Source organism: Variovorax sp. RO1 (genome assembly GCF_002849325.1).
Taxonomy (GTDB): domain Bacteria; phylum Pseudomonadota; class Gammaproteobacteria; order Burkholderiales; family Burkholderiaceae_C; genus Variovorax.
In genome coordinates this window covers 457,791-483,312 of sequence record NZ_PKMT01000003.1, presented here as the reverse complement: position 1 = coordinate 483,312, position 25,522 = coordinate 457,791, and the positions used below count along the sequence as shown (strand labels likewise).

At 66.8% G+C, this 25,522-nt stretch carries 24 protein-coding genes; 8 read left to right on the top strand and 16 right to left on the bottom strand.

Features of this window, described 5'->3' with window-relative positions:
• Positions 1-28: 28 nt before the first annotated feature.
• The 4 genes from CY658_RS19190 to CY658_RS19175 all read right to left on the bottom strand — a co-directional run bounded on the left by CY658_RS19190 (position 29) and on the right by CY658_RS19175 (position 5,223).
• The gene (locus CY658_RS19190; protein ID WP_101491711.1) at positions 29-1,027 is read right to left on the bottom strand and encodes a DUF3829 domain-containing protein; all 999 of its coding nucleotides are present in this window, start codon (positions 1,025-1,027) and stop codon (positions 29-31) included.
• A gap of 116 nt (positions 1,028-1,143) precedes the next feature.
• Positions 1,144-1,791: a LysE family translocator gene (locus CY658_RS19185; protein ID WP_101491710.1), complete on the bottom strand. Its 648-nt coding sequence runs from the start codon at positions 1,789-1,791 to the stop codon at positions 1,144-1,146.
• A gap of 20 nt (positions 1,792-1,811) precedes the next feature.
• Positions 1,812-3,158 (bottom strand): amino-acid N-acetyltransferase, encoded by a 1,347-nt coding sequence (gene argA / locus CY658_RS19180; protein ID WP_101491709.1) that lies wholly within the window; start codon positions 3,156-3,158, stop codon positions 1,812-1,814.
• A 43-nt stretch (positions 3,159-3,201) separates the two neighbouring features.
• The gene (locus CY658_RS19175; protein WP_101491708.1) at positions 3,202-5,223 is read right to left on the bottom strand and encodes an AAA family ATPase; all 2,022 of its coding nucleotides are present in this window, start codon (positions 5,221-5,223) and stop codon (positions 3,202-3,204) included.
• A 543-nt stretch (positions 5,224-5,766) separates the two neighbouring features.
• On the opposite strand from CY658_RS19175, the gene hrpA reads away from it, so the two are divergent.
• On the top strand, positions 5,767-9,549 hold the full coding sequence (hrpA, locus tag CY658_RS19170; RefSeq protein ID WP_257884925.1) for an ATP-dependent RNA helicase HrpA: 3,783 nt from the start codon (positions 5,767-5,769) through the stop codon (positions 9,547-9,549).
• 44 nt (positions 9,550-9,593) lie between these two features.
• On the opposite strand, the gene CY658_RS19165 is transcribed toward hrpA, so the two are convergent.
• The 8 genes from CY658_RS19165 to lptF all read right to left on the bottom strand — a co-directional run bounded on the left by CY658_RS19165 (position 9,594) and on the right by lptF (position 15,552).
• Positions 9,594-9,752: a DUF3309 family protein gene (locus tag CY658_RS19165; RefSeq protein WP_070060790.1), complete on the bottom strand. Its 159-nt coding sequence runs from the start codon at positions 9,750-9,752 to the stop codon at positions 9,594-9,596.
• Positions 9,753-9,851: 99 nt separating this feature from the next.
• Positions 9,852-10,304, bottom strand: a complete 453-nt coding sequence (locus CY658_RS19160; RefSeq protein ID WP_101491706.1) for a DUF3592 domain-containing protein — start codon at positions 10,302-10,304, stop codon at positions 9,852-9,854.
• A gap of 10 nt (positions 10,305-10,314) precedes the next feature.
• A complete protein-coding gene (locus tag CY658_RS19155) occupies positions 10,315-10,689 on the bottom strand; it encodes a rard protein (protein WP_101491705.1) in 375 nt (124 codons plus the stop codon).
• 28 nt (positions 10,690-10,717) lie between these two features.
• Entirely contained in the window at positions 10,718-11,899 is a 1,182-nt protein-coding gene (locus CY658_RS19150; protein WP_101491704.1) for a pyridoxal phosphate-dependent aminotransferase, read from the bottom strand.
• Positions 11,900-11,930: 31 nt separating this feature from the next.
• Complete coding sequence (locus CY658_RS19145) at positions 11,931-12,872, bottom strand: CysB family HTH-type transcriptional regulator (RefSeq protein ID WP_099789369.1); 942 nt, start codon at positions 12,870-12,872, stop codon at positions 11,931-11,933.
• A 63-nt stretch (positions 12,873-12,935) separates the two neighbouring features.
• Complete coding sequence (locus tag CY658_RS19140) at positions 12,936-13,307, bottom strand: sirohydrochlorin chelatase (protein ID WP_101491703.1); 372 nt, start codon at positions 13,305-13,307, stop codon at positions 12,936-12,938.
• Positions 13,304-14,410 carry an LPS export ABC transporter permease LptG gene (gene lptG / locus CY658_RS19135; RefSeq protein WP_101491702.1) on the bottom strand — a complete coding sequence of 369 codons (1,107 nt, stop codon included), beginning with the start codon at positions 14,408-14,410 and terminating at the stop codon, positions 13,304-13,306. The genes CY658_RS19140 and lptG overlap by 4 nt, the downstream gene beginning before the upstream one ends.
• Positions 14,407-15,552 (bottom strand): LPS export ABC transporter permease LptF, encoded by a 1,146-nt coding sequence (gene lptF, locus CY658_RS19130; protein WP_101491701.1) that lies wholly within the window; start codon positions 15,550-15,552, stop codon positions 14,407-14,409. The genes lptG and lptF overlap by 4 nt, the downstream gene beginning before the upstream one ends.
• A gap of 21 nt (positions 15,553-15,573) precedes the next feature.
• Between lptF and CY658_RS19125 the strand changes: the two genes are divergently transcribed.
• From CY658_RS19125 to CY658_RS19110, 4 genes are all read left to right on the top strand, one after another.
• The gene (locus tag CY658_RS19125) at positions 15,574-17,121 is read left to right on the top strand and encodes a leucyl aminopeptidase (RefSeq protein WP_101491700.1); all 1,548 of its coding nucleotides are present in this window, start codon (positions 15,574-15,576) and stop codon (positions 17,119-17,121) included.
• Positions 17,118-17,561 carry a DNA polymerase III subunit chi gene (locus tag CY658_RS19120; protein WP_101491699.1) on the top strand — a complete coding sequence of 148 codons (444 nt, stop codon included), beginning with the start codon at positions 17,118-17,120 and terminating at the stop codon, positions 17,559-17,561. Before CY658_RS19125 ends, CY658_RS19120 begins: the two co-directional genes overlap by 4 nt.
• Positions 17,561-18,001, top strand: coding sequence for a hypothetical protein (locus CY658_RS19115; RefSeq protein WP_101491698.1), 441 nt, complete (start codon positions 17,561-17,563; stop codon positions 17,999-18,001). Before CY658_RS19120 ends, CY658_RS19115 begins: the two co-directional genes overlap by 1 nt.
• A 136-nt stretch (positions 18,002-18,137) precedes the next feature.
• Positions 18,138-19,346: a branched-chain amino acid ABC transporter substrate-binding protein gene (locus CY658_RS19110; RefSeq protein WP_101491697.1), complete on the top strand. Its 1,209-nt coding sequence runs from the start codon at positions 18,138-18,140 to the stop codon at positions 19,344-19,346.
• Positions 19,347-19,445: 99 nt separating this feature from the next.
• Here the strand turns inward: CY658_RS19110 and CY658_RS19105 are convergent, their stop codons facing one another.
• Together CY658_RS19105 and CY658_RS19100 are read right to left on the bottom strand one after the other, a co-directional pair.
• A complete protein-coding gene (locus CY658_RS19105; RefSeq protein WP_101491696.1) occupies positions 19,446-19,835 on the bottom strand; it encodes a response regulator in 390 nt (129 codons plus the stop codon).
• A gap of 103 nt (positions 19,836-19,938) precedes the next feature.
• Complete coding sequence (locus tag CY658_RS19100) at positions 19,939-20,304, bottom strand: hypothetical protein (RefSeq protein ID WP_101491695.1); 366 nt, start codon at positions 20,302-20,304, stop codon at positions 19,939-19,941.
• Positions 20,305-20,528: 224 nt separating this feature from the next.
• Between CY658_RS19100 and CY658_RS19095 the strand changes: the two genes are divergently transcribed.
• The 3 genes from CY658_RS19095 to CY658_RS19085 all read left to right on the top strand — a co-directional run bounded on the left by CY658_RS19095 (position 20,529) and on the right by CY658_RS19085 (position 23,274).
• The gene (locus CY658_RS19095; RefSeq protein ID WP_180838989.1) at positions 20,529-21,626 is read left to right on the top strand and encodes a fimbria/pilus outer membrane usher protein; all 1,098 of its coding nucleotides are present in this window, start codon (positions 20,529-20,531) and stop codon (positions 21,624-21,626) included.
• 132 nt (positions 21,627-21,758) lie between these two features.
• Entirely contained in the window at positions 21,759-22,811 is a 1,053-nt protein-coding gene (locus CY658_RS19090) for a fimbrial protein (protein WP_143713715.1), read from the top strand.
• A gap of 58 nt (positions 22,812-22,869) precedes the next feature.
• On the top strand, positions 22,870-23,274 hold the full coding sequence (locus CY658_RS19085) for a helix-turn-helix domain-containing protein (RefSeq protein ID WP_101491692.1): 405 nt from the start codon (positions 22,870-22,872) through the stop codon (positions 23,272-23,274).
• Positions 23,275-23,643: 369 nt separating this feature from the next.
• Here the strand turns inward: CY658_RS19085 and CY658_RS19080 are convergent, their stop codons facing one another.
• Both CY658_RS19080 and CY658_RS19075 read right to left on the bottom strand, forming a co-directional pair.
• A complete protein-coding gene (locus CY658_RS19080; RefSeq protein WP_101491691.1) occupies positions 23,644-24,777 on the bottom strand; it encodes an ATP-binding protein in 1,134 nt (377 codons plus the stop codon).
• The gene (locus CY658_RS19075; protein WP_143713714.1) at positions 24,732-25,466 is read right to left on the bottom strand and encodes a hypothetical protein; all 735 of its coding nucleotides are present in this window, start codon (positions 25,464-25,466) and stop codon (positions 24,732-24,734) included. The genes CY658_RS19080 and CY658_RS19075 overlap by 46 nt, the downstream gene beginning before the upstream one ends.
• Positions 25,467-25,522 lie beyond the last annotated feature (56 nt).

The following is a 25,522-nucleotide window of genomic DNA, read 5'->3' as shown; positions in this document are numbered from 1 at the left end:
CCCGCACGCCCCGCGCCCCTTGTCCCGCTCAGCAAAGCGGGTGGTTGAACTGGCCGATCATGTTGGCGAAGTTCTGGTTGTAGCGGTTGGCCGCGTCGACGATGCCCGAGCGGCCCATGCGGGCCATCGCACCGGTTTCCTTGCGCTTGAACACGCCGTCCTTGGCGTCCTTGATCACCGAGCGCGACTGGCCGATGAACTCGTTGATCTGCAGCATGCCGCCGCTGCAGCTCTTGCCGCTCTGGGCCGACTGCTCGGAGGTCTTCTTGCTCCAGCCCGCGGCCGAGTCGGCCACCAGCGCCAGCGAGGCCTCGAAGGCGGCCAGGGCCTGCGGATCGTTGGGCGCGGCGAACAGCGCCATGGCGTCGGCGTGGTTGAGCTTGCCGTGGTAGATCAGGCCGGCGCGGTAGTAGGTGGCGGTGTCCTTGGGCGCCTTCTCGAAGGCTTCCTTGGTGAGCGCCTGGTCGCGGGCGCTCAGGCCCTTGTCGAAGGCCGCTTCGGCCTGCGCGACGGTGGTGAGCGCGGCCAGGTAGTCGGCGCTCATCTGGCGTGCCTTGTCGCCGTTGTCGGCGAGGTAGCCCTTGGAATTGGCGTAGTCGTTCAGCTCGCGGCTCAGCGGCGACAGCACCTTGAGCGCGGCCGAGAAGGCCTTGGCCGATTCGTCGATCTCGGGCAGCGGCGCAGCGATGGCGGCGGCGGCATCGAGCTTCTTCGCCGAGCGGTCGACCAGGATGTCGTTCTGGATGCGCAGGCTGGTCAGCGGCGCCTTGGCCTGCAGCAGCGGCACCTGGCCGGTCACGTAGCTCTCGCGGGCTTCCTGGAACGAGGTGCGCAGGTTGTTCGAGACGTCGACGTAGAGGTTGTACTTTTCGACGAGCTGCTGGTCGTTGGGGGCGGGGGCGGCCGGCTTGGCTTCGGTCGAAGAAGGCGAGGGCTGGGCGGCGGTGTCCGCCTTGTCGCCGCAGCCCGCGACGAGCGCCGACACGGCGACGAGGGTGGCACCCAGAAGGGTCTGGTACTTCTTCATTCTTTCATTTCCTCCGTTGAAAAAACAGCACGGGCAGGCCGCGGGATGGCGCGGTCGGCCGGGAAAACATCGTGGGGAGCGCCGCTGCCTGAAGACAGCGGTCGAGGGGCGAGGTGTCAGACGGCAGTGGCCGCGCTGCGCCGGTAGAAGGCGAGCGAGCCCGCCAGCGCCAGCAGCATGCCGCCGCAGGCGCGATCGATCCAGCGCGTGGCCGACACCGTGAGCAGCCGGATCGCGCGGGCGCCGACGAAGGCGTAGCCGAGCATCACCAGCATGTCCAGGCCCGCGAAGATCAGCGCAATGACCACGTACTGCGGCGCCTGCGCGGCGGCCGGATCGATGAACTGCGGCAGCAACGCCGAGCAGAAGATGTAGCCCTTGGGGTTGGTCACCGCCACCAGGAAGGACTTGAAGAAGATGCGCCGGCTTTCGCCCGCCGTGACGGTGGCTGCCGCGTCTGCATTCGGCAGCTGGAAGCCGCCCTGGGAACGCAGCATGCGCAGCCCGAGCCAGGCCAGGTAGACGGCGCCGACCCACTTCAGCATCGAGAACCAGAACTCCGAAGCCGCCAGCAGCGCGCCCAGGCCGAGCGCCACGGCGCCGACCAGCACGAAGTCGGACAGCACCGCGCCGAGCATGCCCGGCAGCGCCCGCCGCACGCCGTGGCGCGAGCCGTTGCTCAGTGCCAGCAGCACCGTGGGGCCGGGTGTGGCGATGGCGGCGAACGCCACGATGGCGAACAGCAGGGCGGTGGCGAGCGTCATCGGGGCGTCCTTCTTTCTTCTCAGATCTTCTTGACCAGCACCTGGCTCTTGCGGTCCCAGTTGTACTTGCGCTTGCGCGCCTCGGGCAGCCAGTCGGGGTTGACCTGCTGGAAGCCGCGCTTGAGGAACCAATGCATCGTGACCGTGGTGAGCACGAAGATGCTCTCCAGGCCCATGGCCTTGGCGCGGTGCTCGATGCGCTTCAAGATGCGTTCGCCGTCGCCCTGCGACTGCGACTGCGGCGACACCGTGAGCGCAGCCATCTCGGCGGTTTTCGCCTCGGGGTACGGGTACAGCGCCGCGCAGCCGAAGATCACGCCGTCGTGCTCGATGACCGTGTAGTGGCCCACGTCGCGCTCGATCTCGGTGCGGTCGCGCTTGACCAGCGTGCCGTCGCGCTCGAAAGGTTCGATGAGCTGCAGGATGCCGCCGATGTCGTCCACCGTGGCTTCGCGCAGGCTCTCGAGCTTCTCGTCGATCACCATGGTGCCGACGCCGTCGTGCACGTAGATTTCGAGCAGCAGCGAGCCGTCGAGCGCAAACGGCAGGATGTGGTTGCGCTCCACGCCGCCCTTGCAGGCCTTCACGCAGTGCTGCAGGTAGAAGGCGGTGTCGGTCGGCTTCTGCGCGGGCGGCAGCGAGGCCAGCAGTTTTTCGGCGGCGGCCAGCGGCAGCTCGGTGTCGATCGGGTTGTCTTCGCTCTCGGGCAGTTCGCTGTCCACGCGGATGCCCGGCACTTCGGTCAAAAAGATCAGCTTGTCGGCCTGGATCGAGATGGCCACGCTGGTCGCGACCTCTTCCATCGTCAGGTTGAACGCCTCGCCGGTCGGCGAGAAGCCGAAGGGCGACATGAGCACCATCGCGCCGAAATCGAGCGTGCGGCGGATGCCGGACGCATCGACCTTGCGCACGAGGCCCGAATGCTTGAAGTCCACCCCGTCGACCACGCCCACGGGGCGCGCGGTGATGAAGTTGCCCGAGATCACGCGCACCGTCGAGCCGGCCATGGGCGTGTTGGGCAGGCCCTGGCTGAAGGCGGCTTCGATCTCGTAGCGCAGCTGGCCCGCGGCCTCTTGCGCCGAGTCGAGCGCCACGGCGTCGGTGATGCGGATGCCGTGCGAGTACTTGGCCTCGTGGCCCTTGGCCGCGAGCTGCTCGTTGACCTGCGGTCGGAAGCCGTGCACCAGCACGATCTTGACGCCCATGCTCTGGATCAGGGCCAGGTCTTGCGCGATGTTCTGCAGCTTGCCCGCCGCGATGGCCTCACCCGCGAGCGCGACCACGAACGTCTTGCCGCGGTGCGTGTGGATGTAGGGCGCGACCGAGCGGAACCAGGGCACGAAGGTGAAATTGAAGACGGTGGACATGGGGCGTGATTGTGCATTCTTGGCAAGGTTTTGGTGCAGCGCGTCATGCCAGGGCGCGCAGCAGCCGGCCGGCCCCGACCGCGGCGGGCGTGCCGCGGGCCTTGAAGGCCTCGAGCTGGTCGGCGTAGGCGTCCAGCGGCTCGACGGCCGCCTCGGCCGAGCCTGTGGGCGTGACCGGCGCCAGCGGCAGGCCGAGCAGCGCGGCGAGCTCCTCCGGCGCGATCGAGCCGTGCGCCATCAGCGCATCGACCACCGCCATGAAAGCGGTCGCGTGCGTTTCGAGCAGGCCCAGCGCGCGCGTGTGTTCGCGCGCCAGGATGGCCTCGATCTCGCGGTTGGTGGCGGCCACGTCGGTGTTGAGGTTGTCGTTCGCATCGGTCGTCACGTCGGTGCGGCTCCAGCGGGTGCCGAAGCCCAGGTGCCGCACGTGGCGCGCCGCCGTCGCCGTGGCCTGCATCAGGTCGCGCTCGGCGCCGGTGGTGCAACCCGATTCGCCGAACACCAGCCGCTCGGCCGCGCGGCCCGCCATGCTCACGCAGACGCTGTCGAGCAGGTTGCGCTTGGACCAGGCCTTGCGCTTCACGTAGCTGTTGTAGCCACCCTCGAACGAGGCCACGTTGATGCGGATCTCTTGCGGCGCGCGGCCGAAGAGCAGGGCGTACACCAGGCCGTGGCCGGCCTCGTGCACCGCGAGCAGTGCACGGAAGTCGGCGTTGGCGCGCTGCTTGAGCCGGTTGAGCTCCAGCGCCACCGGGAACTCGCGCCGCGCCAGCCTGAAGCGCGCGACCAGGCGCGGGCCGCCGGGCGTGACCTCGCCGGGGTCGAGCATCAGCCATACGGGTTCGCTGCCATGGGCGCCCTGTTCGAGCGCCCACAGCGCGGCGTTGACCAGCGTCGCGCTCAGGATCGCGTGGATCGACGAGAACAGCGGCCGCGTGCCCTGCGCCGGGAACACGGCGTTGGCGTAGATCTGCTCGTACACGCTCGCGTCAAGCACGAAGCGCACGCCCGAGCTTTCCTGGATCTCGCCCACGTAGCGGTCGCAGATCGACAGGATCAGGCGCACATAAGTGGCGCGGCTGAACGACGGGTAGATCACGTGGTTGTTGCCCAGCCGCGCGACCTGCTCGGGCTTGAAGCGTTCGGCCAGCGCCTTCTTCACGTCGATGAGCGAGAGCTTCTTGGTCAGCGCCTGGAAGATGTCGGCGTCGGTGTCGCAGTCTTCCACCCGCTTGGCGGTCTCGGCGTACATCTCGTCGAGGTTGCCCGAGACGAACACCAGCAGCTTGGAGTAGTCGGTTTCCCAGTTGTCCTGCGAGGCGCGGAAGGCGCGCAGCCGCGCCTGGATCTCGGCGGGCTTCCACGTCATGATGTCGAGCAGCGACTCGCGCAGCTTCAGGCAGCGCTTGAACTCCTGCGCTTCCCAGGGCGAGAGCTGCAGGCGGCGCTTGCGCTTCGTCTTGCCGGCCTTGGCACCTTCATCTTCGTCTTCTTCATCGTCGTCATCGGTGCGGCGGTCCTGGTCGTACTCGGCCCAGGCCAGCGACGACTCGATCTCGCTGAGCACCGACAGCGACGGCGGCAGGCGGCCGTCGGACAGCAGCGCCCACACGTCCTGGTAGCGCTCCACGCGCGCCTCTTTGCCGTTGGCGTCCACGGTGCGAAAGCGCTGGAACTCGTCGAGCACGAGGATGCCGGGCGCGCCCTCGGCAATGCCCGACTCGGCCAGCATGGCCGAGATGGAGCCCGCGCTGCGGTGGCCCGAGCCGTGGCTGAAGCCGTCCATCTGCACTTCGATGAAGCGGTCGTAAAAGCCCAGGTGCTGCGCCAGGCGCCGCACGAGTTGCGTCTTGCCGGTGCCGGTCAGGCCCCACAGGCAGATGACGACCGGCCGGCTGATGAGCTGCGGCAGCACGTACCAAGCGCGCAGCGAATCGATCACGCGATCGATGATCTCGTCGATGCCGAACAGCTCGGCCTTCAGCGAATGGGCAATGGCCTGCAGGTGGCGCGTGCGCTCGGCCAACGTGGCATGCAGGTCACGGGAAATGTCTTGTTGCGACATGAGGTTCTTTTTTCTTCGAATGATTGGGGGACACGGAAACAGGAATGCGGCCGCTTCTCCTCGCTGCATGTGAGCAGGGCGAGGAGGGCAGTGGTGCAGGCGCTGTGCGGGTCAGGCTGGCGCGCTTCGACCGAAGTGAAGCGCGAGCGGTGGGCGTTCAGTTCCGCGAAGGAAGCTGAAGCCGGCGCGCGGGCTTCGTCAGGCCGGGCGGGTCGCCTTGACCCCGCCACGTGCAGCGACGTGGCTTGCGCAGCGGATGCGCATCGAGAGGGGGGCAAGGAAGGAGGTCATGCCGCGATCGTAGCGGCGGCATGCGGTAGAGTAAAGAGTCTTTACGAAATTTTCTGCGCCACCTGGTGCATGCGGCCTCGCTGTGGATGCCATGCAACAGCGGCGGGGCCCCGCGATAATTGGCGGTTTGCCCGCCTGCCGCCGCGCGCAACGACCGACGACTGCCTTGCCTTGACGACCCTCACACCTCCCGCCCCCCTGCGCATCGAGTTCCCAGAATCGCTCCCGGTCTCCGGCCGGCGCGAGGAGATCATGGCCGCCATTGCGGCGCACCAGGTCGTGATCGTCTGCGGCGAAACGGGCTCGGGCAAGACCACGCAGCTGCCGAAGATCGCGCTGGCGCTCGGGCGCGGCAAGCTCAACGCCGAACCCGGCAAGGGCCGCCTCATCGGCCACACGCAGCCGCGACGCATTGCCGCAAGCTCGGTCGCCAAGCGCATCGCCGAAGAGCTGAAGACGCCGCTGGGCGACGTGGTCGGCTTCAAGGTGCGCTTTCAAGACCGCCTGAGCCGCGACGCGTCGGTGAAGCTGATGACCGACGGCATCCTGCTGGCCGAGACGCAGACCGATCCGCTGCTCAGGGCCTACGACACGCTCATCATCGACGAGGCCCACGAGCGCTCGCTGAACATCGACTTCCTGCTGGGCTATCTGCGCGAGATTCTTCCGCGCCGGCCCGACCTGAAGGTGATCGTCACCTCGGCCACGATCGATGCCGACCGCTTCGCGCAGCACTTCGCCTCGGCCAAAGGCCCCGCGCCGACGATCATGGTGTCGGGCCGCACCTTTCCGGTCGAGCAGCGCTACCGGCCGTTCGAGGAGTCGCGCGAGCACGACCTGAACGACGCGATTGCCGACGCGGTCGACGAGCTCTGGCGCGACCCGCACAACGCGGGCGACATCCTGATCTTCCTGCCCGGCGAACGCGAAATCCGCGAGGCGGCCGACCACCTGCGCCGCCACGTCAGCCACCAGCCGTTGTTCCGCAATGCCGAGGTGCTGCCGCTGTTCGCCCGGCTCTCGGGCCCCGAGCAGGACCGCATCTTCGAAAGCCACCACGGCCGACGCATCGTGCTGGCCACCAACGTGGCCGAGACCTCGCTCACCGTGCCGGGCATCCGCTATGTGATCGACACCGGCACGGCGCGCGTCAAGCGCTACAGCTTCCGCAGCAAGGTCGAGCAGTTGCTGGTCGAGCCGATCAGCCAGGCCGCGGCCAACCAGCGCGCGGGCCGATGCGGGCGCGTGGCAAACGGCATCTGCATCCGGCTCTACGACGAGAAGGACTTTGCGGGCCGCCCGCGCTTCACCGATCCGGAAATTCTGCGGTCGTCGCTCGCGGGCGTGATCCTGCGCATGAAGTCGCTGCGACTGGGCGACGTGGCGCGCTTTCCGTTCCTCGAAGCGCCATCGCCGCGTGCGATTGCCGACGGCTACCAGCTGCTGAATGAGCTCGGCGCGGTCGACGACGCCAACGAGCTCACGGCCACCGGCGGCGAGCTGGCGAAGCTGCCGCTCGACCCGCGCGTGGGCCGCATGATCCTGGAAGCGCGCACGCGCGGTGCGCTCGAAGAAGTGCTCATCATTGCCTCGGCGCTCAGCGTGCAGGACGTGCGCGACCGCCCGATGGAAGCCCAGCAGCAGGCGGACCAGGCGCACTCGAAGTTCGACGACGAGAAGAGCGAGTTCAGCGGCTACCTGCGTCTGTGGAAGTGGATCGCCGACGCGCGCGGCGGCCACGGTGACACGCACAAGCTCAGCAACCGCCAGTACGAACAGCTGCTGCGCCAGAACTTCATCAACATCCGCCGCGTGCGCGAATGGCGCGACATCCATTCGCAGCTGCTCACGGTGGTCACCGAGCACAAGTGGCGCATCAACGCCACGCCCGCCGGCTATGAGCCGCTGCACCTGTCGATGCTCGCGGGCCTGCTGGGCAACGTGGGCTGGAAGCTCGAGGACGACGAGGCGTACCTCGGCGCGCGCGGCATCAAGTTCTACAAGCACCCGGGCGCGCACCTGAAGAAGAAGCCGGGTCGCTGGATCGTCGCGGCCGAACTGGTCGAGACCACGCGCCTGTTCGGGCGCGGCATCGCCAACATCGAGCCGCAGTGGCTCGAACAGGTGGCGGAGCACTTGTTGAAGAAGCAGCTGCTCGATCCGCACTGGGAAAAGAAGGGCGCGCAGGTCTCGGCGCTGGAGCGCGCGACGCTGTACGGCCTGGTGGTCTACAGCGGTCGGCGCGTCGATTTCACGAAGGTCGATCCGGTCTCGGCGCGCGAGATCTTCATCCGTGAAGCGCTGGTCGGTGGCCAGTGGGAAAGCAAGTTTCCCTTCCTCACGGCCAACCGCAAGCTGGTGCGCGAAGTCGAAGGGCTGGAGCACAAGGCGCGCCGGCAGGACGTGCTGGTCGACGACGAACTGATCTTCGCCTTCTACGACGCGCAGCTGCCGGCCGACGTGGCCAGCGGCATCACCTTCGAGAACTGGTACCGCCACGCCTCGAAGGACCAGCCGCGCCTGCTGTACCTCACGCGCGACGAGCTGATGCGCCATCAGGCGGCGGGCATCACGACGCAGTCGTTCCCGCCGACGCTGCGGCTGGGCGGTGTCGATTGCGCCGCGAGCTACCTGCACGAGCCGGGCGACGCGAAGGACGGCCTCACGGTCAGCGTGCCGCTGTTCGTGCTCAACCAGGTGAACGAAGAGCGCTGCGAGTGGCTGGTGACGGGCATGCTCAAGGACAAGATCCAGGCGCTGCTCAAGAGCCTGCCGCAGCGCCCGCGCTCGCGGCTGGTGCCGCTGCCCGAGTCGGCCACGAAGCTGGCCGAGGAACTGTCGGCGCCCGAACTCTTCGGCACCGGCTCGCTCACCGACGTGCTGCTCAAGCGCGTGCGCGACCTCACCAGCATCGACGTCAAGCGCGCCGACTTCAAGCTCGACATGCTGCCGCCGCACCTGTTCATGAACTTGCGCATCGTCGACGAGCACGGCCGCCAGCTGGGCATGGGCCGCAACCTCGGCGCGCTGAAGGCGGAGCTGGGCGCGCAGGCGCGCGGTGCGTTCCAGGCGCTGGCAGGGCTCAACGTGAAGGCGTCGCCGGCCGCCAAGGCTGCGCCTGCAGGCGAAGGCCAGGCACCCGCGAAGAACGCTGCGCCCGAGAAGGCCACGCCCGCGCTGCCCGCCGGCCAGCGCTACACGACCTGGACCTTCGGCGAGCTGCCCGAACTGATGGAAGTGCGGCGTGGTTCGCAGTCGCTCATCGGCTTCCCGGCGCTGCGCGACGAGGGCGACGCCGTGACCATCGAGGTGTTCGACGAGCCCGCCGTGGCCGCCGCGAAGCACCGCGCCGGCCTGCGCCGTCTGTTCGCGCTGCAGCTGAAGGACGCGCTCAAGTACCTCGAGAAGAACATCCCCGACCTGCAGAAGATGTCGGTCGCCTACATGCCGCTGGGCACGTCGGAAGAGTTGCGTACGCAGATCATCGACGTGGCGATCGACCGCGCGTTCCTGCAGGAGCCGCTGCCGACCGACGAGTTCGCCTTCAAGAAGCGGCTCGAAGAAGGGCGCGGGCGGCTCACGCTGATCGCCAACGAAGTGGCGCGGCTCGCGGGCGTCATCCTCGTGGAATACGCAGCCGCCGCACGCAAGATCAAGGACACGAAGATCCAGCCCGAGGCGGTGCAGGACGCGGCGCAGCAGCTGCAGAAGCTCGTCGGCAAGCGCTTCATCGCCGACGCGCCGTGGACGCAGCTGCAGCACTTCGCGCGCTACCTCAAGGCCATCGTGCTGCGGCTGGACAAGCTGCGCGCCGACCCCGCACGCGACGCCGCCAAGCTGGCCGAGCTGAAGCCGCAGGAGCAGCGCTACTGGCGCCTCGTGGCCGAACGCAAGGGTGTGGTGGACGACCGCATGCTCGAGTTCCGCTGGCTGCTCGAAGAGCTGCGCGTGAGCTTCTTCGCGCAGGAGCTTCGCACGCCGCAGCCGGTGAGTGTGAAGCGGCTCGACAAGGCCTGGGCGCAGCTGCAGGCATGAAAAAGCCCGCGGCGACGCGGGCTTTTTTCAGTGTGGGCGCGGCGCTATATGCGGCCCATGAGCACGAGGATCACCAGGATCAGCACCACGAGCCCGAGGCCGCCGCTGGGCCCGTAGCCCCAGGACCGGCTGTACCCCCAGCTTGGCAACGCGCCGATCAGCAGCAGGATCAGGACGATCAGCAGAATGAACGAGAGGGACATGGTTTTCTCCTGGGACGTTTGTTGTAACGAGCCTTGATGCTCATCGCCCCGGGGCGCCGCAAGCGCCGGAGAGCCGCCCCTTCGGCGGTCAGGACTGTCCTACCGTGCGCGTCGGCGCTTGGCGCGTGCGTCGTCGGAGAGCAGGACGTTCAGCCCCACGGCGAACGCCAGGAACACGGTACCCAGCCCGCCGACGATGGTGGCGCCGCCCCACAGGTCGAAGAAGCCGTCGAGCCGGGCATCCTGCGGGTGGGCGGGGTTGAAGAACACGCCCACGACCTCGCCCTTGTCGTAGGCGGGCGGGCTGCTGCTGCTCGAGGGCGAGAACTCGATGATCTCGCCCGACGGCGCCTTGAAGCGCACCAGCGGACGCCAGGTGTCCGAGCTGTTGCGGCGCGAACTCTCGACGCGCAGCAACTGGGTCACTTCGCCCTGTGCCTTGCCGGCCGATGCGATGAACTTCGTGGTGTTCTGGTACAGCAGCCCTGCGCCCCCGAGCATCAGAACGCCGACGAGCGCGAAGATGCGCGTGATGAGGCGGGTGGATGTCATTCGGTGGCTTTCAGCTTCTGATGAACTCGATCGACAAGGTACCCACGGCGGCCAGCACCAGGCCCGTCACGAGGAATCCCGCCGCCCCCAACGTGGCCAGCAACGCCCGTCGCCAGGGGCGTGTGCGAAAGAGGTAGACCGGAATGCCCAGCACCGGAAAGACGCCCGCGAGCAGCGCCGAGCGGCCGGGCGCGGGCACGCCGCGCGCGAGGCCATCGGCCCGGCACCACATGTAGCACAGCGCCGAGATGAGGAACACATGCACCACGTCGAATGCGGTGTAGTCCTTGCTACGCAACGGTGGCACGAACGCGTCGGCCACGCCCACCACAAGGAACGAGAGGGCCAGGGCCAGCAGGATCCAGCGCGGCCGGTTCATCGTCATCGCGGTGCCCGGATCGCGGCGGCCGGCGTCAGAGCTTCGCGAGGCGGTCGAGCGCGGCGATCAGCGTCTCGTCCTTCTTGGCGAAGCAGAAGCGCACCACGCGCTGGTCGAAGCCGTCGCCGTAGAAGGCCGACAGCGGAATGGCCGCCACGCCGATCTCGCGCGTGAGCCAGAGGCAGAAGTCGGCTTCCGACAGGTCGCTCACCGCCGAGATGTCCACGCACTGGAAGTAGCTGCCCTCGCTGCGCAGCAGCTTGAAGCGGGTCTTCTCGGCCAGGCCCGCGGCGAACAGGTCGCGCTTGCGCTGGTAGAAGGCCGGCAGCTCCAGGTACGGCTCGGGCCGCACCATGTACTGCGCGAGCGCGTGCTGCATCGGCGTGTTCACGGTGAACACGTTGAACTGATGCACCTTGCGGAACTCGGCCATCAGCGACGCGGGCGCGGCCACGAAGCCGACCTTCCAGCCAGTGACGTGGTACGTCTTGCCGAAGCTGCTGACGATGAAGCTGCGCGCGGCCAGGCCGGGGAAGCGCGCCACGCTTTCATGGCGTGCGTCGTCGAACACCATGTGCTCGTAGACCTCGTCGCTGATCACGAACACGTCGGTGGGCGCGAGCAGGTCTTCGAGCTTGCGCATCTCGGCCTCGGTCCAGACCGTGGCGCTCGGGTTGTGCGGCGTGTTGATGATGATCGCGCGCGTCTTCGGCGTGAGCGCGGCGGCGATCTTGTCGAAGTCGGGGCGGAAGGTGCCGGGCACGAGCGGCACGCGCACGACCTTGCCACCGGCCAGGTCGATGTTGGGCACGTAGCTGTCGTAGCAGGGCTCCAGCACGATCACTTCGTCGCCGGGGCGCACGATGGCCAGGATGGCCGTGATGATGGCCTGCGTGGCGCCGGCCGTGACCGTGATCTCGGTCGCGGTGCTGTAGCTGCGGCCGTAGAGCGCCTCGATCTTGGCGGCGATGGCATCGCGCAGCGACGGAATGCCCGGCATCGGCGGGTACTGGTTGTGGCCGGCCGCCATGGCGGCGGTCACGTCTTCGAGCAGCTTCGGATCGCAGTGGAAATCGGGAAAGCCCTGGCCGAGGTTCACGGCATTCTTCTCGGCCGCGAGCGTGGACATCACGGTGAAGATGGTGGTGCCGACAGCCGGCAGCTTGGTGGTGATCTCGGGCGTGCGGGGAGAAGACGAAGGGGTGGCGGTGCTCATGGTCGGTCGTCGCGGAGGAAAAAGCGAAAGGTCAGAGTTCGTAGTCTTGTTGATGGCCGCTGAGGGCCTTCGCGATCAGGTTGCGGTCGAGGCGGTCGGACAGCAGCTCGGCGAACTTGAAGACGAAGTTGCGCAGGTAGGCGCTGCGCTTGAACGCAACGCGCGCGATGTTCTGGCCGAACACGTGGCCCATCGGGCGCACCACGAGGTCGGCATTCGACTCGTCGCGCACGGCCATCTCGGCCACGATGCCCACGCCCAGGCCGAGGCGCACGTAGGTCTTGATCACGTCGGAGTCGATGGCTTCGAGCGCGATGCGCGGCGTGAGCTTCTTCTGCGCAAAGGCATGGTCGATGCGCGTGCGGCCGGTGAACGACGGGTGGTACGTGATGATCGGCTCGAGCGCCAGGTCTTCGAGCGACACGCGCTCCTTGGCCGCCAGCGGATGGTCCTTGGGCAGCACCAGCACGTGCTGCCATTCGTAGCAGGGCAGCGTGACCAGCTCGGCGTAGCCGTCGAGCGATTCGGTGGCGATGCCGATCTCGGCGATCTCGTCGATCACCATGCGCGCCACCTGGTCGGGCGAGCCCTGGTGCAGGCTCACGTTGACCTTCGGGTAGGCCTCGCGCAGGTTGGCCACGGGCACCGGCAGCACATAGCGAGCCTGGGTGTGGGTGGTGGCAATGGAGAGGGTGCCGCTGTCTTGTGCGCTGAACTGTTCGCCGATGCGCTTGAGGTTGCCCACCTCGCGCATGATGAGTTCGATGCTCGCGATGACGTGCTGGCCGGGTTCGGTGATGCGCTTCAGGCGCTTGCCGTGGCGGGCGAAGATCTCGACGCCGAGTTCTTCCTCGAGTTCGATGATCGCCTTGGAGACGCCGGGCTGCGAGGTGTGCAGTGCCTTGGCCGCCTCGGTGAGGTTCAGGCCGCGCCGCACGGCTTCCTGAACAAACTTGAACTGGTGCAGATTCATATCAAATTCCGTCTGATTGCGGAATTCATTATGCCTTTGAAGTCTATAAAAATGACCGGGACTTCAGGATTTGATGGCAATCCGGGCCAGCAAAGCGACCAGTTCGGGCGATTCGCCGACGATCGGCGCCAGCGAGAACGCGGCGTCGGGCCAGCGCTGGCGCAGGGCCTCGAGCTGCAGCGGCAGGTCTTCGCGGGCGTGCTTGCCCATGCCCAGGAACAGCGGCACCACGTGCACCGCGGTGGCGCCGTCGGCAATCAGCGCGGCGGCGGCGGTCGGCAGGTCGGGCGTCGCCAGCTCCATGTAGGCACACAGCACGCGCACGGCGGGGTCGTCTTCGCGCATGCGGGCGGCAACGGCCTCGATGGGCTCGCGCCAGCGGGCGTCGCGCGAGCCGTGCGCGAGCAGCACCGTGCCCGGCACTTGCGTGGTCATCGCCTCAGGACCAGCCAGCTGAAGGCTGTGAGCGACAGCACTGAATAGATGAGCCCCGGCGCCGCCGCCGTGAGCCAGGGCGACCAGTTGCTGAGGTTGCCGAGGTAGCCGAACACGTTGTTCAGCAGGAAGAAGCTGATGCCGATCATCACGCCGCCGAACACGTAGGTCGTGATGCCGGCCTGGCGGAAGTGCAGGTAGGCGAAGGGCAGGGCGAGCACCACCATCACCAGACACGAGAGCGGATAGAACACCTTGCGCCAGAACTCGATCTCGTAGCGCTGCGCGGTCTGGCCGTTGGCGTTCAGGTGCCGGATGTAGTCGAACAGGTCGATGGTGCTCATGCGGTCGGGCCGCAGCAGCGCGACTGACACCATTTCGGCGGTGAGCGAGGTGGGCCAGTCCATCTTCTCGACCTGGGTGGTCGTGATGCGGGCCTTGTCGGCAGTGCGGGTTTCGTAGTCTTGCTGTTCGACTTCCGAGAGCACCCATTTCTCGTCGAGGATGCGGGCCGACTTGGCCATCAGCTGCTTGCTCACGTAGCCGTTGCCGTCGAACTCGAAGATGCGCGTGTTCTGCAGCGAGCCGTCGCGCGAAATCGACAGCACGTTGACCGCATACGAGGTGTCGCCGCGCTTTTCCTTGAGCCACGCGCCGGTGTTGCCGACCAGCGAATAGGTGCCCTGGTAGCGCGACTTGAGCAGCTGACCGGTGCGTCCCGACAGCGGCGCGATGTAGTCGCCGATGGCAAAGGTGAGGATCACGAAGCCCAGCCCCAGCAGCAGCAGCGTGCGCAGCGCGCGCCACGGGCCGAGGCCGCTGGTGCGCAGGATGGTGTATTCGGAGCTTTGCGCCAGCCGCGCCATCACGAAGATGCAGCCGATCAGCACCGTGATCGGCAGCAGTTCGTACAGGTGGCTGGGCACCAGCAGCAGCACGTAGATGAGCGCCTGCACCGGACCGTAGGCCAGGCTTTCGGGCTTGCCCACGGACTGCAGTTCGTCGACGAAGTCGAAGAAGAAAAACAGGCTCAGGAAGCCGAGCGTCACGAAGGCCACGGCCTTCAGTGCCTCGACGTAGATCAGTCGGCGGATGGTTTTCACGAGGTCGGGTCGGTCCGGGAAGGCGGTGCGGCCGAAGGGGCGCCGGCGGTGGCCGCGCTGGTGCGGGCCTGGCGGCGGGCCGTCCAGTTGTTGTTGCGCAGCGTGAGCCAGGCCGTGGCAAACAGGAACACGCCGCCGTGCAGCAGGAGCATGAAGGAACCCATGCCGTAGCGACCCGAGCTGATCCAGCTCTGGCCGAGGTTCAGCAGGTTGTAGTAGACGACGAAGGCGAACAGCGCAAACACCAGGTTGCCGCTGCGTCCCACGCGCGGATTGACGCTGGACACCGTGAGCGCCAGCAGCACGAAGTTGATGGCGGCCAGCAGCATGCCGAAGCGCCAGCCCAGCTCGCCCAGGCTGCCATCGCTGCGATCGCGCAACAGCGAGAGCGTGGAGCGGGCGCGCGTGGGCGTGCTGTCGCCGGTGGCGTTCGAGCTGCCGCCGGCGCGCGTGCCGTAGGTCTTGAACTCGCTGATCTTGAGGCCGGATTCGGTGAACAGCGGGCGCTCCAGGCGCTGGCCGTTGCTCAGCAGCAGGAAGCGGTGGTTGTCGATATCTTCGATGCGGCCGCTGCGCGCCGACGTGGTGATCTGCAGCCCGCGCTCGACGGCCCAGATGAACACGTTGGTGGCGGTGGCGCCGTCGGGCGTGTCCTTGTCGATGAAGAACACACGCAGGCGGCCCGAGGACTCGCGAAACTCACCCGGCGTGACGCGCTCGATGTCGCTGCGCGCCTCGTACTGCTGGCGCATGCCGATGGTCTGCGAGTTGGCCCAGGGCCAGCCCACCAGCGCCATGGCCGCAATGAGCAACAGCACCGGCCAGGCGAAGCGGAACAGCGGCTGGATGAAGTCGGCCAGGCCACGGCCGCTGGAGAACCAGATCACCATTTCGCTGTCGCGGTACATGCGCGAGAGCGTGCCGACGATGGCGATGAACAGGCTCAGGCTCAGGATGGTCGGCATGTAGCCGAGCACCGTGTACGCCATCACGAGGAACACCTCCTGTGGGTTCACGCTGCCCTTGGACGCCAGCCCGAGCGTACGGATGAGCATCATGGTCATCACGATGGTGACCAGGACGACGAGGGTCGCTCCGAAGCTGCGTGACAGCTCCTTGCGTAGGGAAGAATGGAATAACATCGTTCGAGGAAAAAAAGGATTATGGACTTTCAACTCAAGACCCTCACCGTCGCCCAGGCTGCCGCCGAGAAATCCGACCTCCTCATCGTGCTGGTCGGCAGCGCTCTCCCCACCGCCAAAGACCCCGTCTCCGTGCTCGCCGCCAGCGCCCGCAAGGCCGGAGACCTGCCCGACAAGGCCGGCAAGCTGCTCGCGCTGTACCGCCCCGAGGCCGTGGTGCCGTCGCGCGTGCTGCTCGCGGCCATCGGCGACGGCAAGGCCGCCTCGGTGCGTAGCGCCGTGAGCGCGGCGGTTGCCGCAGCCAAGGTCAACGGCCCCAAGCGCGTGGTGATCGTCTTCGCGCAGCCGGCCGATGCCGCCGCCGTTGCTGCTGCCGTCACGGCCGCGGCCGATGCCAGCTATGTCTACACCACGACCAAGTCGAAGGCCGAGCCGCGCAGCATCCGCCATCTGACGCTGGGCGTGTCCGAGGCCGCCAGCCCGGCCGTCACCAAGGCTTTCGACGACGCCCGCGCCACGGTCGCCGGCATCGAGCTGGCCAAGGAATGGGGCAACCGTCCTGCCAACCACGCCACGCCCACGCTGCTGGCCGAAGCCGCCAAGGGGCTGGCGAAACTGCCGCGCATCAAGTGCGAAGTGCTGGGCCCGAAGGAAGTCGAAAAGCTCGGCATGGGCGCGTTCGCCGCCGTGGCTCAGGGCTCGGCCGAACCGCTGCGCTTCATCGTGCTGCGCTACCAGGGCGGCGCGAAAGACGAAGCACCCGTGGTGCTCGTCGGCAAGGGCATCACCTTCGACACCGGCGGCGTCTCGCTCAAGCCCGCCGCCGAGATGGATGAAATGAAGTTCGACATGTGCGGCGCCGCCAGCGTGCTCGGCACCTTCCGCGCGCTCGGCGCGATCCAGCCGGCGATCAACGTGGTCGGCCTGATTCCGTCGTGCGAGAACATGAACGACGGCAAGGCCGTCAAGCCCGGCGACGTGGTCACCAGCATGAGCGGGCAGACCATCGAGATACTGAACACCGACGCCGAAGGCCGGCTGATCCTGTGCGATGCGCTCACGTATGCCAAGCGCTTCGACCCGGCTGCCGTGATCGACATCGCGACGCTCACAGGCGCCTGCGTGGTGGCTTTGGGCGGCGTGCGCAGCGGCCTGTTCGCGAGCGACGAATCGCTGGCCTCCGCGCTCGAGTCGGCCGGCGAGGCCTCGCAAGACCGCTGCTGGCGCCTGCCGCTGGACGACGACTACGCCGAAGGCCTCAAGAGCAACTTCGCCGACGTGGCCAACATCGCCGGCCGTGCCGGCGGTGCGATCACCGCAGCCAAGTTTTTGCAGCGCTTCACGGCCGATTACGCATGGGCGCACCTGGACATCGCAGGCACGGCCTGGAAGAGCGGGGCGGCCAAGGGCTCGACCGGCCGGCCCGTCGGCCTGCTGGTGTCGTACCTGACGAACCGCGCGGGCAGCAGCCACGCCGCTGTTGCCACGCCGAAGGCCGCCAAGCCTGCAAAGAAGGCCTCGCCCAAGGTCCCGGCCAAGCCGGCCCGAAAGGCCCGGTCCGCGCAGTGACCGACATCGGCTTTCACTACAACGCCCCCGACAAGCTCACCTACGCCTGCCGGCTGGTTCGCAAGGCCGTGAACACACGCGGCCTGCGCGTGGTGGTGGTGGGCGATGCGCGCGCGCTCGACACGGTCGACGCCGCGCTCTGGCAGATGTCGCCGGTCGACTTCGTCGCGCACTGCCGCGCCGATGCGCCGGCCCATGTGGTGGCGCGTTCGCCCGTCATCCTGTGCGCCGAAGGCGGGGACGCGGCTTCGCTGCCGCACCGCGAGATGCTGGTCAACCTCGGGCTCGAGGTGCCGGCCGGCTTCGAGCGCTTCGAACGCATGATCGACATCGTGAGCGACGAGGCCAACGACCGGCAGGTCGGCCGCACCCGCTGGCGCCACTACGCCGACCGGGGCTACACGATCCAGCCGCACGATTTCGCAAGGAGCGCTTCCTGATGGCCAGCACGCTGCGCACGCCGCCCCGGTTCGTCCCGACGCTGACGACCGTGCTCGAGATTCCGGCCGAGCCCGTGCCGGTCGCCGAGACGGTGCGACCTCTAGCTCCAAGTGTTGGCGCACCGGTGTCGCAGCCTCCGCCACCGGACCCCGCGAGCGCCGTGGCATTGCCGCCTTCGGTGTCGCTCACGCCGGCTGAAATCGTCAGCCTCGAAGAGCAATTGCTGCACCGCGTATTGCAGCGCGTCGACCTGTCGCTGGAAGAGCGATTGAGCGACGCCGTGTCAGCTGCTGTTCAGCAGCAGCTCGACGAAATGGTGCCGCGTCTGCGCGGCGAAATCGAGACCGTGCTGCGCGCGCTCGTCATCGAATCCATGGCCGCTGAACTCTGTGAAAACACAGGGGAAAACACAGGGTCTACGCCAACTTCCGGCGCATAAATCCTCGGCTAAACTGCGCCGCAGGTCGGAATGGCGTGAGGGTGCCGCTGGTCTGCGGCGCGAAACTTGCGAGGTCTGAACGCCCGGATCGAACGACCGGTTTTTATATCTTTTCATCCAAGTTCTGGAGGTTCTCATGCAATTGAAATGGACTGCGGTCGCACTGGCTGCACTCACGCTTGTGGCTTGCGGCAAGAAAGAAGAAGCTGCTGCGCCTGCGGCGACGCCGGCACCCACGGCTGCGGCCCCGGCCCCTGCTGCACCTCCTGCTGACGCCCTGGTCGTCAAGATCGGCCACGTCGGCCCGACCAGCGGTCCCATTGCCCACCTTGGCAAGGACAACGAGCTGGGTGCCAAGATGGCCATCGAAGACCTGAATGCAAAGGGCCTCAAGATCGGCGACAAGGTTGCCAAGTTCGTGCTCGTTCCCGAAGACGACGCAGGCGATCCGAAGCAAGGCACAGCCGTTGCCCAGAAGCTGGTCGATGAAAAGGTCAACGGCATCGTCGGTCACCTGAACTCGGGCACCACCATCCCCGCTTCCAAGCTGTACAGCGACGCCGGCATTCCGCAGGTCTCGCCGTCGGCCACGAACCCCAAGTACACCCGCCAGGGCTTCAAGACCACGTTCCGCGTGGTGGCCGACGACACGCAGCTCGGCGGCACGCTGGGCAAGTACGCCGTCGAAACGCTCAAGGGCAAGAACATCGCCGTGATCGACGACCGCACGGCCTACGGCCAAGGCGTTGCCGAAGAGTTCGAGAAGGCTGCCAAGGCTGCCGGCGCGACCATCGTGGGCCACGAGTTCACCACCGACAAGTCGACCGACTTCAACGCCATCCTGACCAAGCTGAAGGCCACCAAGCCCGACGTTCTGTTCTTCGGCGGCATGGACGCAGTGGGCGGCCCGATGCTCAAGCAGGTCAAGCAACTCGGCCTGAACGTCAAGTTCATGGGCGGCGACGGCCTGTGCACCGGCGAACTGCCGAAGCTGGCAGGTGACGCCATCGGGGAAGACATGGTGGTCTGCGCCGAAGCCGGCGGTGTCGACGGCGACTTCAAGCAGCCGCTGGAAGACTTCAAGGCCAAGTTCAAGACCAAGAACGGCGTCGAAGTGCAGATCTACGCACCGTACGTGTACGACGCGGTCAACGTGCTGGCCGAAGCCATGGTCAAGGCCGGCTCGTCCGACCCGGAAAAGTACCTGCCTGAAGTCGGCAAGGTGCAATACAAGGGCGTGACCGGCCCGATCGCCTTCGACGAAAAGGGCGACATCAAGAACGGCGCCCTGACGCTCTTCACCTACAAGGGTGGCGTGCGCACGCAGATCGCCGTGGTTCGCTGATCGCATTGCAGCCAACGGTCCTTCACCGGACCGTCCAAAAGAAAAGGGCCTTCGGGCCCTTTTTTCATGGGTGGGCGCAACCGTGGCGCCGGCGTGCTTTCAGAGCGCGGCCAGGCCCGAGGGGCGGTCCGCGTTGCAGTACTCGATGAAGGCATCGAGGTCGCGCGACTTGTCGAACACCGCGTCGGCGCCCAGCGCCTGGCAGCGCGTGCGGATGTCGGGGGTGACGTAGTTGCTCAGCACCACGACCCGCTGCTCGGGCCGGCGGTTGCGGCAGCCCGACAGCACGCCGAGGCCGGAGCCTTCTTTCAGGAACAGGTCGACGATCAGCAGTTGCCAGGCGTCGGGGTGGGCGGCCAGCCAGGCGAGGGCGCCCGATTCGGTTTCTGCGAAACCGACGACTTGGCCGTTGACGAGGTCCTCGAGGGCTGGGACCAGGTTGTCCCTGATGGTCTTGTTGTCCTCGACGAGGAACGTGATGAGGGCCATGCCGCGGTTTTGGTCTGTGAACCAATAGCGTAGCGTGCCGCAAGCGGTCTTTGCGTAGGAGAAGGGAGAACGACGCACGGAAACCGTGCGGAAACAACGGCGATCAGCCCTTGTCCGACGGCGCCTGGGCGCGGATGCGGGCCTTGAGCTTCTCGGCCAGCGCCTGGCTCTCGTCGCGCTCGGCGGTCACTTCGAGGCGCTTTTCGATTTCCTTGCTCAGCGCCGCATTCACCTCGGCCAGTTTCTCGGCCGACTGGGCGAGTTTTTCCTCGAGCTGGCTGGTGTGCTCGATGGCCTGTGCCACCTCGCCGACCTGGACCTCGTCCGGCAGTTCCTGCTCGAGCACGGTGCTCACGACGGCCAGGTTGTCCGAGGCGCGTTGCACTTCCGCGGCCACCTGCTCGCTCTTTTTCAGGGTCTTGTCCAGCGAGGTGGTGCCGCGCGTCAAGGTGGGGGAAGGTCCGGCCATCGAGGCTCCTTTTGCGGCAGGCGAAGTGGGGGGAATGTCGGTTCGATTTCGCGCATCGTACCGCCAGATGCGGCCTTGCTCAGGATCGGCAACAGTTGCTGCGTGGCCACGGCGTTCAGCCGCAGTCCTACGGAATGGACCGCGAGTTTCGGACTGGGCCGATGGGGGATTTTTGCCGCCCCCGGGAAGATGCAGAACATCCTCTTCCCCCTCCAAGGCTCGCCATGATCAGAAACGCACTCGTGATCGACCAGGTCGAACGCACCGGCTTCGCGCTGGCCACCTTCATGCGCTACGCCGGCATCTCGAACATGTTCACCGCGTACGGCGGCGCGAGCCTGTCGCAGGGCTACACCGCGCTGATGCTCGGCGGTGCCTTCAACACCTCGTTCGGCGCCAACCGCTACAAGAACCTGAGCTACAGCTTCCAGGTCTCGCGCCAGCGTGCGGCCGACGGCAAGGCGACCACCCTGTACTACGCGAGCCTGTCGATCCCGCTGGGCAAGACCCAGCCGGCGTCGGTCAGTGCCAGCATGTCGCGCGACGGCAAGGGCCGGCTTGGCATGCAGTCCACCCTGTCGGGCACGCTGGGTGTCGACAACGACCTGTCGTACGGCGCGACGGTCAACCACGCCTCGGGCGGCGGACAAGACCGCCAGACGGCTGCCAGCGGCAACGTGTACTACCGCACCTCGGTCGGCGACCTGTCGGGCTCCGTGGGCGTGGGCTCGGGCTACACGCAGGGCTCCGTCGGTATGCGCGGCGGCGTGGTTGCGCACCCGGGCGGCATCACACTGGCACCTTCTTTGTCCGAGACCTTCGGCGTCGTGGAAGTGCCGGACGCCGAGGGCGCACGCCTCGTGAATGCGCCCGGCGTGAAAGTCAACGGCAGCGGCTACGCCGTGGTGCCGTACCTCACGCCCTACAGCACCAACGCGGTCGATCTCGACCCGAAGGGTTTGTCGACCGACGTCGAGCTGCAGACAACCAGCCAGCAGGTGGCACCGCGTGCCGGCGCGATCGTCCTGCTCAAGTACGAAACGAAATCGGGCCCTTCGGCGCTGTTTCAGGCACGTCGGGCCGATGGCACGGCGCTGCCGTTCGGGGCGACGGTGGTGGACGAGAAGCAGGAACTGATCGGCATGGTGGGCCAGGCAAGCAAGTTCATTGCGCGTGGCCTGCAGGACAAGGGGCAGTTGACTGTGACGCTGGGCGAGGACGCTGCTGTGCTGTGTCGCATCGATTACGAAATGCCGGTGCGCGAGAAGGGCCGCAAGGCCGACGGCTACAAGTTGATGGACGTGAATTGCGATCCGGCATGAAGGGGTTGAGGCACCAGCGAATCGAATTTTCGGACTGATCTGATTTTCTATTTTGCGCGTGATATTTAAAATTCAACTCAGCCATCACTCTTTTGAAGGCCAGGGTCCGGGGTTTTTGCAAATTAATTTTTATTGAATTTCATTTCTCTTCAAGGATTTTTTATGACGGGTTTTTTGTTTTTGAGAAAGGTGTTGAATCTTTGGCAGGCTCGCTCGATGCGTCTGCCCCGCGTAACGGCGAGGCAGGCGCTTTTCGGAGTGCTAGTCATGGTGGGGAGCTCTTCGACCTTTTCCCAGGCTCCAGGCAAGACGCCGCGAACGTTGAATCTCTTCGCGTTCTCGCATGACACTTATTTGCCAAGTCTGGCGCCTGAGGGCGCCGTGGTTGGTCGCCAATATGTGACGCCACAGGCAATGTGCGGTGGCGCACCCCAATGCTCGTTCTGGCAGATGAAGGTCTATCCCTACGGCGGAAGTGCGGACGAAAGTGGAATCGCGCTTATTTCTACCAATGTTTCCGGTATTTCTGCGCGGGTGATCGTCAATGGACAACCGGCAGGAAGCAAAACCTCCGGCAACGTCAATACCAAACTGATGGAAATTTCGTCGCCGGTGGAGGTTCAACTGGTTCGGGACAGTCGACCGTTGATCAGTGGATCGCTCAAGGGGGCTGCGACCTATCCCGACTACTGGATTTTTTGGCCTGTGGGAATGTCGAGCAGTAGCAGTGCGCCGGGTATTCGCATGACAGGAAATGTCTTCATCATCACCGGCACGTGCAGCGTACCTGCACAGACGGTTGTACTGCCTCCGGTCTCGCTCACCAGCCTCCAAGGTGTTGGCGCGACGTCGGGACAACATGCTTTCAACATCCAACTGGAAAACTGCCCGGTCGGCTTCAATCGGGTCGGCCACACGCTGACGGCGATAGGTGGCGAAGTGCCGAACAAGCCTGGGGCGCTGAAACCGTCCGTCGGCTCGACCGCCACGGGCGTGGCCATCCGATTGACTGACGCGAGCCATGCGCCGGCCACCTTCGGCACCTCCTTGCCTGTGACCAACTACAACAAGGTCATTGGCGGCGCGGCCACGGTGCCGATGAACGCGTCGTACGTGCGAACCGACGCCACGGTGTCCCCAGGCACGGTCAAGGGCGCAGTGCAGGTTTTGCTCGACTACCAGTGAGTCCATCGGCAACCGAGGGCTCCGTTGTGACTCGTGAACTCTCAAGAGGTGAACTCCTATGAAGATGATCGGAAACCGGCTCCACAAAGAGCGCTCCAGGCTGGGGCTGAGTGCCGCTGCGTTCGCAGTCCTGGGCGGCGTAGATGCCTCCGTGCAGGAGACCTTCGAAAGAGGCGTTCGCCACCCCGACGCCGCCTACCTGGCCACCATGGCCGTCATCGGCATCGACGTGCTGTACGTCGTGACTGGCATGCCCACTTGCACCGAAGACCTTTCAGTGAGCCGCGACGAGGTGACCTTGCTGCGCGCCTACCGGACCTCGGACGACGCAGGTAAGAAAGCAGCGCACGCCGCGCTCCAGGCCATCGCGCAGGCCTTCCCGGGCGACATGGTGTCGACCACTTCGGGCACGAACGTCTTGCAGCCCACTGCTGCCGCGCCGCCTCCAACCGAAACCGTCTGAGGCCTTTTTTGCTTCTCAATCCGGCCGGCCCGTGCGCGGGACCGGCGGGTAAGATGCCTTCGCGCTGCGCCTCCTGCAGTCGACGCGCGTGCCTGCGTGCAAGGCACGCAGGAAGGGCTGCTGTCGAACGCGCCGCTCGGCGTCGAAGACGCTTTCACAGGGGCGGTTGCGGGTGCCTCAGGCAGTTGCCAGCAGGGGGTGACTGGACTTTAGGCGGCGCCTCTTCGCGCGTTAAGGGGCCTGATCCGATAGCGGCCCGCCAATGCATAGGACTGGTCCTAATCTGTCGGACACGGGGCGAAGAAGGCTAGGACATCGCCTTCTTCAGGATCGGATCGGGTCCGAAAAGGGCTTCGGACCGCGCCGGGTTCAGGCCGCTGCGGCGGCCTGGGGCGCGCGGCGTTCGAGCGCGGCGCGTGCTGCGGGTTCGAAGCGTTCGAAGGCCTGCGCCAGCGCCGGCAGGTCGGCATCGTGCAGCTGCGTTTCCATGGCGGCGCAATCGGCCGCGAGCCCGGCTTCGTGGATCAACGCGAAGGCGCCGCGCAGCGAGTGCAGCCCGGTGCCGAGCGCGTCGGTGTCGGCTGCGGCCAGGGCGGTGCGGAGGGTGGCGCTGGTGTCGGCCAGCGACTGCACGAGCGCCAGATGCACCGAGGCCGGCAGCGGGCCTTGGGCAATGTCCTGCCGATGGGCGTGGGGTGATGGCGCGGCGTGCGGGTCGCGCAGGGTGAGCTGGCGCACCGTCTGGTCGAGCGTGTCGAGCAGGATGGGTTTGATCAGCGCGGTGTCGATGCCCGCCGATTCGCAGCGCTCGCGCTCGCGCACCGCCACGTCGGCCGTGAGCGCCACGATGGGCACGCGCGATCCCTGCGCACGGAGTGCGCGCGCCAGCGTGTAGCCGTCCATGCCCGGCATGTTGATGTCCGTGATGATGAGGTCGTGCCGGCGCGTGGCGAACAGGTCGAGGGCCTGCAGGCCGCCCGAGGCCTGGTCGGAGGTGTAGCCCAGCGCTTCGAGCTGCATCTTCACCAGCTCGCGGTTGGCGGGGTGGTCGTCCACCACGAGGATGTGGGCCGTGGGCGCGATGGTGTGCGCCTCGGTGGCCGGCGGCGCGGGCGCACGCGGGGGCAGGGCGGGGGCGGCCGGCAGCGGCAGCGTGACCAGGAAGGTGCTGCCCTTGCCCGGCGCGCTCACGACCTGGATGTCGCCGCCCATGAGGCCGGCCAGCCGGCGGCACAGTGCCAGCCCGAGCCCGGTGCCGCCGAAGCGGCGCGCGATGCTGCTGTCGGCCTGCGTGAAGGGCTGGAACAGCGCCTGCTGCTGCGTGGCCGTCATGCCGATGCCCGTGTCGCTCACGCCGATCACCACGGGCGATGCGGGGTCGGTGTCGTCCTTCAGGTAGACCTCGAGCAGCACGTCGCCGGTGTCGGTGAACTTGATGGCGTTGCTCAGCAGGTTCATCAGCAGCTGGCGGATGCGTGTCGGATCACGGCCGGCGGCAGCCACACGGCCGTGCCGCTGTCGCGCAAGCGGGCGACGACGGCCGGGTCGCTCAGGTCGCCAAGCTCGGGGGGCGCGATGCGCCGGATCAGGTCTTCGGTGGTGCGCGCGCCGTGGCGTTCGAACAGGTCGGCGGCCGCGGGCGCGGGCACCACGGCAAGAAAGCTCAGGTCGGGTGCGTAGAAGTAGCTGGAGTGCAGCGTCAGCGTCTTGGTGTAGGCCGCCGAGCGGTAGCCGACCTCTTCGGCCAGCCCGAGGTACTGGGCGAAAGCATCAGCCGGACGCTGCGCCGAGAGGTCGCCGAGCAGCAGCATCGGCGGGAAGTCCTTGTTGCTTGGCAGCACCAGCCGGCCGTTGTGCGCGGCGAAGCTGTCGACCAGCGATTGCGGCGCGCGTGCACGCCGTTCCCAGGCGCCTTCTTCGTGAAAGATGTTGATCCGCACCGAGCCCTGGCGCACGAAGAGTTCGAGGTGGAGCAGGGCCCGGCGCGCATTGAACTCCGCTTGCCGTTCGGCCACGTAGTCGCGCACCTGCGAAGAAAGCATCACGGCGGTGGCGGCCAGCAGTACGAGCGAGGTGACAGCGCCGCCCACGTACAGCAGCGCGCGCTGGTAGCGGTTCAGCAGGCTCATCACGCCGCGTGGGGTGGCGCGCGAAGCGCCGAAACCGAAAAAGCGCGGGAGGTCGCTGGGCATCATGGCATCCGTGTGACCGGAGCGGGCAGGAGATGCCCGCCATGGTAGGGCCTTGC